This window comes from Rathayibacter sp. AY1D5 (assembly GCF_002932515.1).
In the GTDB taxonomy this organism is placed as follows: Bacteria; Actinomycetota; Actinomycetes; order Actinomycetales; family Microbacteriaceae; genus Rathayibacter.
Map to the genome: position 1 here is coordinate 1 of NZ_PSVU01000084.1, position 6057 is coordinate 6057.

Genomic DNA, 6057 nt, shown 5'->3' on the forward strand with positions numbered 1-6057 from the left:
CTCGTCTCGCTGATCACGGGCGCGAAGGCCGCCTGATGCACCCCGAGTTCCTGCACCGCGGGAGCACGGAGCGCTCGTCGCCGATCGGGGTCCACGCGGGCCTGCTCGTCGGCGACTGGACGCCGGAGTCGGGGCGCCGCGCGATCGGCGCCGCCGCCTCGATCGGCTTCGACCTGATCGAGATCCCGGCTCCCGACGACCCCGACGCCTCCGCGTGGACCGCCGACCTGCTCGACGAGCACGGGATCGACGCGGTCGTCTCGCTCGCGCTGGACGCCGACTCCGACATCACCGACCAGGCCACGGCCGGCCGCGGCGAGGAGCGGCTGCTGGCGGCCGTGCGGTTCGCCGAGGCGATCGGCGCGCGGTACGTCGGCGGAGTCACCTACTCGGCCATGCGCAAGTACGAGCACGCGGCCGACGCGGCTGCCCGCTCGCGCTCGCTCGACGTGCTGCGGAGGGTCGCCGCGGCCGCCGCTCCCGCCGGCGTCGTCGTCGGAGCGGAGTACGTGAACCGCTACGAGAGCAACCTGCTGAACACGGCCGCTCAGACCGCCGCGTTCCTCCGCGAGCTCGACGCGCCGAACGTGCTCCTGCACCTCGACACCTTCCATGCCCACCTCGAGGAGGTCGACCTCGCGAGCGCCGTCCGCGACGCCGGCGACCTGCTCGGCTACCTCCACGCCTCCGAGAACCACCGCGGAGAGCTGGGCACCGGGAGCACCGACTGGACCGGGCTCGCGGCGGCGCTCGCCGACTCCGGCTACCGCGGTCCGCTCACCCTCGAGAGCTTCTCGCCCGCCGTCCAGCCCCCGGCCTCGGCCGAGGGCATGGGTCTCTGGCGCGAGCTCTGGCACGACCCCGTCGCCCTCGCGACCTCCGGCCACGCGTTCCTCGCGGACCTGCTCGACACCGACCCCGCGGCCCGACGCCGCCCCTGAACCTCTCGAACCAAGGAGCACCACCATGACCACGAACCCTCTCGGAGTGCACGCCCTCGTCTTCGCCGGCGGCACCACCCCCGACGAAGTGACCGCGACGATCGAGCAGACCAAGGCGGCCGGATTCGACCTGCTGGAGCTCTCGCTGCACGACGTGCAGAACCTCGACACCGCCTCCGCCCGCGCCGCCCTCGAGGCGAACGACCTCGGCATCGTCTGCTCGCGCGGCCTCGCCTTCTCGGCCGACGTCTCCAGCGACGACCCGGAGGTGGTGGCCCGCGGCGCGAAGCTGCTCGCCGACTCCCTCGAGACCACGCACGCGCTCGGCGGCACCCACTTCACCGGCGCCCTCTACAGCGCGCTCGGCAAGTACAGCGCGCCCCTCTCGGCCGCGGGCCGTGCGAACGTCGTGTCGGTGCTGACCGACCTCGCCGCCGAGGCCTCGACGAAGGGCATGACCCTCGGCCTCGAGATCTGCAACCGCTACGAGACCAACGTCATCAACACCGCCGCGGACGCCCTGCGCCTCGCCGACGACATCGGCGCCGACAACGTCCTGATCCACCTGGACACGTACCACATGAACATCGAGGAGGACGACTTCTTCCGCCCGGTGCTGCTGGTCGGGGATCGTCTCGGGTATGTCCACATCGGCGAGAACCACCGCGGCTACCTCGGCAGCGGCCACCTCGACTTCACGACGTTCTTCCACGCCCTCGCCGCGATCGACTACCGCGGACCCATCACCTTCGAGTCCTTCTCGTCGGCCGTCGTCTCGCCGACCCTCTCGAACGACCTGGCCGTGTGGCGGAACCTCTGGAACGACGGCCCCGCGCTCGCCCGCCACGCCCACGGCTTCCTGGTGAACGCGCTGGAGAGCAGCCGTGGCGAGGCCTGAGACCGAGGTCGCGCCCGACGCGGTGCGGCCCGGCCTCGACGAGCTGGCCGGGCGCGCGCTCGCGCTGACCTCGCCGGGCCGCCGCGCGATCGTCGCGATCGCCGGCAGCCCCGGGGCCGGCAAGACCACGCTCGCCCGGGCGGTGGTCGCCCGCGCGAACGAGCTCGCAGGGGAGGGGACCGCCGCCTTCGTGCCGATGGACGGCTTCCACCTCGCCAACGCCACGCTCGACGAGCTCGGCCGCCACGACCGCAAGGGCGCCCTCGACACGTTCGACGGCTGGGGCTTCCTCGCCCTGGTGCGGAGGCTGCGCGCCGAGACCGACCACGTCGTCTACGCGCCCACCTTCGAGCGCACCGTCGACGAGGGAGTGGCCGGCGCGCTGGCCGTGCACCCCTCCGCGTCGCTCGTCGTGCTGGAGGGCAACTACCTCCTCGTCGACGAGGGCCCGTGGGCGCTGCTGCGCGCCGAGTTCGACGAGGCCTGGTTCTGCGCGACTCCCGAGACCGAGCGCTTCGAGCGCCTGGTCGACCGCCACGTCTCCTTCGGCCGCGCCCCCGAGGCGGCCTCCGCCTGGGCCTCCGAGGTCGACGGGCGGAACGCGCTGCTGATCGAGGCCACTCGCGACCGCGCCGACCTGATCGTGTCGGGGACGGCGGCGGGGGTGGTCTGACGCCCGATGTGGCGGAGGAGCGGTCCGCTTCGGGGCGCGACGTGGGCTCTCGGGCGTGTCCGGCCGGTCGATCGGGCGGACGACGGAGGACCCGTCGCCCGGCGGATGCGGTCTCGACGGGTCGGGTGCCAGGCTCGAGGGATGGACGACTCGACACGGAACTCCTCGGAAATGCCCTCTCCCACCACCCCGCCGGCCGTTGCGCCCCCCGGAGCCGGGCAGCCGCCCCTCCCCGTCGCTCTCCTCCTCCTGCTGCGGCGGAGCGACGGGCGGCCCGCGGCTTCGTCGGGCGCTCTCGACACCGTCCTGGCCGCCTCCGTCCTCGCGGAGCTCTCCCTCCAGCGGCGCGTCGAGGTGGACGCCGGAGCCGTCGCCCTCGGGCCGGAGCGGTCCGCGCTCGGGGACGCCGTGCTCGACGGGGCACTCGGGTGGATCGCAGCGGAGCGAGCACCGCGCAGCGTGTCCTGGTGGATCGCCCGCCTCACTCGGAGGGAGCTGCATGCCGCCCTCCTCGAGCGGGTCGCCGCCGTGGAGCCGGCGGAGGACGAGCGGCTGCGGATCCGGGTCGCCGAGGTCCTCGCGGCTCGGACGGCGCCCCTTCCGTCGGACGCGGCGCTCATCGGCCTGCTCGACGCGGCCGGAGCGCTCTCGCCGAGGCCCGGCATTCCGGACCGGCAGGCGATCAGGTCGCTCGCGGCGCAGCACTGGGCAGGGCCGGCGGCCGCCGCCGTCCTCGCGGGAACCGCCGCGAGCGTCACGGGAGCCGCGGTGATCGCCGCGACGACGACGGTCACGATCACCGGCATGTGATCCGACGCGTGCGGCTCGCTGAAGCCGCGCGCCCCTACTCCGCCGGGTAGTCGGGCGCGACGAAGACGCAGAACGGGTGGCCGGCCGGATCGGCGAGGACGTGGAGCGCCTCCTCCGGGTCGTCGCTCCTGTCCTCGATCAGCTCGGCGCCGAGGGCGAGCGCTCTGGTCTTCTGCCGGTCGAGCTCGTCGGCGTCCGCGACCATGAAGTCGAGGTGCAGCTGCTGCGGGACGGGTCCCTCCGGCCAGGTTGCGCGCGGCAGGGCGGCCACCCGCTGGAACGTGAGCTTCGCGCCGTCGGCGGTGACGATCGCGACCCACTCCGCCTCGTCGTCCGAGCCGTCCGCGGGCGGCTCGTCGCCGGGGCGGTACTCGCCGCCGAGCAGGGCGAGGTAGAAGGCGGAGAGGGCGCGGGCGTCCTCCGTGTCGAGGACGACCTGGCGCAGGCGCATGCGGGCAGGGTACCGCCGGACAAGCAGTGGAGGGGGGATCACGTGCTGTGCGGGACGGCTGCAACGGGCCGGACGTCCGCGGGTCGCGGCCCGACGTCGGCTGAGAAGGGGCTCCCCGCCCCGATACGGCGGGCCGCCTCTCAGCGGAGGTCGTGCAGCTCTCTCGCTCCCGACCGCGCCGCCCTGCCACTCCGCGCCCGCTTCCTCAACCCCTCCCGGCTCCCGGCCTCGCGCCAGGGCCCGGCGCGTACTGTGGCCGCTGACTCACGACGGCTACGAGGGAGACACCATGACGGAGCAGATCGGAATCCCCGAGGCCGCGGCGCTGGGGAGCGAGCAGCGGAGCATCGCGATCCTCGGAGCGGGCGGCGACCTCACCGAGCGGCTGCTGCTGCCGGGCCTGGGCCGGGTGGCCGAGCTCGCGCGCGACCTCGAGCTCACGCTGATCGGGGCGGCGCGCACCCCGCAGACCGACGAGGAGTGGCAGGGCCTCGTCCGCCGCAGCCTCGAGGCGGCCGGAGTCGCCGCGCACACGGTCGAGGCCCTCGCGTCGCGCGCGCGCTTCGTCGCCACCGACGCCTCCGACCCGGAGCAGCTGAAGGCCCTCCTCGACGCCTGCCCGTCGACCCCGGTGCTCTACGTCGCCCTGCCGCCGGCGATGGGGCACAAGGTCGCGGCCTCGCTCGCCGAGCTCGACCTGCCCGAGGAGCTGGTCGTCGCCATCGAGAAGCCGTTCGGCGAGGACCTCGACGACGCGATCGCCCTCAACGCGGCGTTCGCGAAGGTCCTCCCCGAGAGCCGCCTCTGGCGCATCGACCACTTCCTCGGCAACGCGACCGTGCTGGGGATGCTGGGCCTGCGCTTCGGCAACAGCATGCTCGAGGCGAGCTGGAGCGCCGAGTGGATCGAGAAGGTCGAGATCGTCTACGACGAGACGCTCGGCATCGAGGGCCGCGCGGCCTTCTACGAGAAGACCGGCGCGCTGCGCGACATGCTGCAGAGCCACCTCCTGATGGTGCTCGCGCTGACCACGATGGAGCGTCCCGACGAGGTCGCGCCCGACGAGGTCCACGCGCGCATGGCCGAGGTGCTCGGCGCCGTGCGGCTCTGGCGCGACGACCCCTCCTCCGCCCGCCGCGCCCGCTACACCGAGGGCCGCGTCGACGGCCGCTTCTTCCCCTCCTACGTCGACGAGCCCGACGTCGACCCCGAGACCGGCACCGAGACCCTCGCGCAGCTGCTGCTCCAGGTCGACACCCCGCGCTGGGCGGGCGTCCCCTTCGTCCTCCGCTCCGGCAAGGCGATCGGCGACCCGCGCCGGGAGGTGGCGATCCACTTCCGCGCCGCCACGCCCCCGCGCGGCCTGCAGGCGGCCGAGGGCGACGCCGGGACGGTCCTCCGGATCGGCCTCAAGGGCGGCGACGTCAGCCTCGACCTGGTCGTGAACAGCGCCGACGAGCTGACCGACCTCGAGCGCACCACCCTGACGGCGCAGCCCGGCGCGGCCACGCTCGACCCCTACGCGCAGGTCCTCGCCGGGATCCTGCAGGGCGATACCCTGCTCTCGGTCCCCGGCGATGTGGCCGAGCAGTGCTGGCGCATCATCACTCCGGTGCTCTCCGCCTGGGCCGCGGGCGACGCTCCACTGGACGAGTACGAGGCGGGGAGCGCGGGGCCCGAGGGCTGGTGAGCGCGCGGTGCGGCGGGCGGGCTGAGGCGTCGGCGCGTGGCGTGATGCGGGGTCGGGTCCGCCGACGCCGGTCGCGTCGCCTCCGGCCCGGCTCCGCTGCTGGCCGTCCCGCTGGTCGACCCGTCCCGCTGGTCGACCCTCCTGCCGGTCGACCTCGCCGCCCGTTGACCCCCCCCCGCCCGTTGACCCTCCCGCCGGGGGAGACGGGATGCTGGAGGCATGTTGGGCATCGGGGAGTACGCAGGCATCACGGGTCTGAGCGTGAAGGCGCTCCGGCACTACGACGAGAAGGGCGTGCTGGTCCCGGCGGAGGTCGACGAGCGGTCGTCGTACCGCCGGTACGCCGACGCCCAGGTCCGGGCCGGAGTCGTGATCAGCGCCCTCCGGAGCGCGGGGGTGCCGCTGCCCGAGGTCGCAGCGGCGACTCGAGCCGGCACCGCGGCGGAGGCGCTGCAGGCGCACAGGGAGCGCGTGCTCGCGGAGCGGGAGCAGGAGGACCGGGCGTTCGGGGCCGCCGAGGTGACGCTGCGGGCGCTCGCCGTGCCGGTCGAGGTCGCCGAGCGGACGATGCCGGCGCAGCCGTACGTCGGCCAG

The 6057-nt window shown here is 74.4% G+C and carries 7 protein-coding genes; 6 read left to right on the forward strand and 1 reads right to left on the reverse strand.

From position 1 onward, the window contains the following. From C5C82_RS16515 to C5C82_RS16530, 4 genes are all read left to right on the forward strand, one after another. Positions 1 to 941: sugar phosphate isomerase/epimerase (locus tag C5C82_RS16515; protein WP_219814861.1), on the forward strand; the 941-nt coding region annotated here is incomplete at its 5' end. A gap of 25 nt (positions 942 to 966) precedes the next feature. Next, the gene (locus C5C82_RS16520) at positions 967 to 1839 is read left to right on the forward strand and encodes a sugar phosphate isomerase/epimerase (RefSeq protein ID WP_104225811.1); all 873 of its coding nucleotides are present in this window, start codon (positions 967 to 969) and stop codon (positions 1837 to 1839) included. After that, complete coding sequence (locus C5C82_RS16525) at positions 1826 to 2512, forward strand: nucleoside/nucleotide kinase family protein (RefSeq protein ID WP_208543338.1); 687 nt, start codon at positions 1826 to 1828, stop codon at positions 2510 to 2512. Before C5C82_RS16520 ends, C5C82_RS16525 begins: the two co-directional genes overlap by 14 nt. 171 nt (positions 2513 to 2683) lie before the next feature. After that, the gene (locus tag C5C82_RS16530; protein ID WP_181134470.1) at positions 2684 to 3322 is read left to right on the forward strand and encodes a GPP34 family phosphoprotein; all 639 of its coding nucleotides are present in this window, start codon (positions 2684 to 2686) and stop codon (positions 3320 to 3322) included. 34 nt (positions 3323 to 3356) lie between these two features. Here the strand turns inward: C5C82_RS16530 and C5C82_RS16535 are convergent, their stop codons facing one another. Beyond that, positions 3357 to 3773 carry a VOC family protein gene (locus C5C82_RS16535; RefSeq protein ID WP_104262559.1) on the reverse strand — a complete coding sequence of 139 codons (417 nt, stop codon included), beginning with the start codon at positions 3771 to 3773 and terminating at the stop codon, positions 3357 to 3359. Between the two features lie 289 nt (positions 3774 to 4062). Here C5C82_RS16535 and C5C82_RS16540 point away from each other — a divergent pair, with 289 nt between their 5' ends. Next, entirely contained in the window at positions 4063 to 5463 is a 1401-nt protein-coding gene (locus C5C82_RS16540; protein ID WP_104355402.1) for a glucose-6-phosphate dehydrogenase, read from the forward strand. Positions 5464 to 5682: 219 nt separating this feature from the next. After that, positions 5683 to 6057, forward strand: a 375-nt coding sequence (locus tag C5C82_RS16545; RefSeq protein WP_146086023.1) for a MerR family transcriptional regulator, incomplete at its 3' end; no start/stop codon positions are given.